The 1,418-nt window shown below is 66.1% G+C and carries 1 protein-coding gene; it reads right to left on the minus strand.

Annotated features, from left to right (window positions below; translation table 11 throughout):
* Positions 1–29 precede the first annotated feature (29 nt).
* On the minus strand, positions 30–1,271 hold the full coding sequence (locus ACIOWN_RS34510) for an IS256 family transposase (protein ID WP_401984481.1): 1,242 nt from the start codon (positions 1,269–1,271) through the stop codon (positions 30–32).
* Between the last annotated feature and the right edge of the window lie 147 nt (positions 1,272–1,418).

A 1,418-nucleotide genomic window follows, 5' to 3' on the forward strand; every position in this document is an offset into this window, starting at 1 on the left:
GGTCGTGTCCCTTCTCGTGGTGTAGCCGATCATCCGGCGGTTGTGTTGGGGGTGTTGGGTAGTGCGGGGGCGCTTTCGGGGCGCTCGGCGGGGTACAGCTGGTCCATGCTTCCCTCGGGCAGGTAGCGGCGGGGGAAGGCGATCCATTCGTCGTGCAGTTCGAAAAGCACGGCGGTGACCAGTCGCAGGAGCGCGTCATCGTTGGGGAAGACCTGGACGACGTCGGTGCGGCGTTTGACCTCGCGGTTGATCCGCTCCAGGGGGTTGGTGGACTGGATCTTCTTCCAATGTCGCTCCGGGAAGGCGGCGAAGGCGGTCAGGTCGTCCTTCGCCTCCAGCAGCATCGCTTTGACCTTGGGAAACTGTTTGCCGAGCATGTCGGCGACGGTGTCCAGCTGGGTGCGGACCGCGTCGGCGGTGGGCTGGGCGAAGATCGTGCGGATTGTCGCGGCGGCCATCTCGGCCGCTTCCTTGTTGATCACGCTGAACACGTTCCGCAGGAAGTGAACCCTGCAGCGTTGGTAGGCGGCGCCGAGCATGACCTTCCGGATGGCCTTGACCAGCCCTAAGTGGTGGTCGCCGATCACGAGTCGGACCCCGGTCAGACCGCGTTCGCGCAGGTGACGCAGGAACTCGGTCCAGAACGCCTCGGTCTCGCTGTCGCCGACCATCACTCCCAGCACCTCGCGGCCACCGTCGTCGGTGATCCCGGTGGCGATCACCACGGCCCGGGACACGATCTGGTGCTCGACCCGCGCCTTGCAGTAGGTCGCGTCCAGGTAGATGTACGGGAAGCGGACGTGGTCCAGGGGCCTGTTGCGGAATGCGGTCAGCTGGCCGTCCAGGTCCTGGCAGATCCGCGAGACCTCGCTCTTGGAGATCCCGGTGTCCGCGCCGAGGGCCTTGACCAGGTCGTCGACCGATCTCGTGGACACGCCATGGACGTAGGCCTCCATGATGACCGCATACAGGGCCTGGTCGATCCGGCGTCGTCGCTCCAGCAGTACGGGGAAGAAGCTCCCCGACCGCAGCTTTGGGATCGCCAGGTCCAGGTCGCCGGCCTGCGTGCTGAGCGTCTTGTCCCGGTGCCCGTTGCGAAGCGCGGTGCGCGTCTCGGTGTGCTCGTTCCACTCCGCGCCGATCCGGGCCGTGGCCTCGGCCTCGATCAGCTCTTGGATCATCCGCTCGGCCACACCGCGGACGAGTTCGAGCCCGTCCGCCGAACGTAGTGACTCAAGCAGCCGGAGTAGGTCATGCTGAGACAGGGCCACCCTGCACCTCCCGCGTTGAACTGCCCGTTCATTACGGAGAGTTGCACGGTGGCCCACCCTGCGGGCAGGGAGCGAAAGCCACATTGGCGCACGCCCCCGGCGCACTCCCTAACCTTGATCGGCTACACCACGACAAGGGACGCCATC

Origin of the sequence: Streptomyces sp. NPDC087787, assembly GCF_044743035.1 — a bacterium.
Taxonomy (GTDB): domain Bacteria; phylum Actinomycetota; class Actinomycetes; order Streptomycetales; family Streptomycetaceae; genus Streptomyces.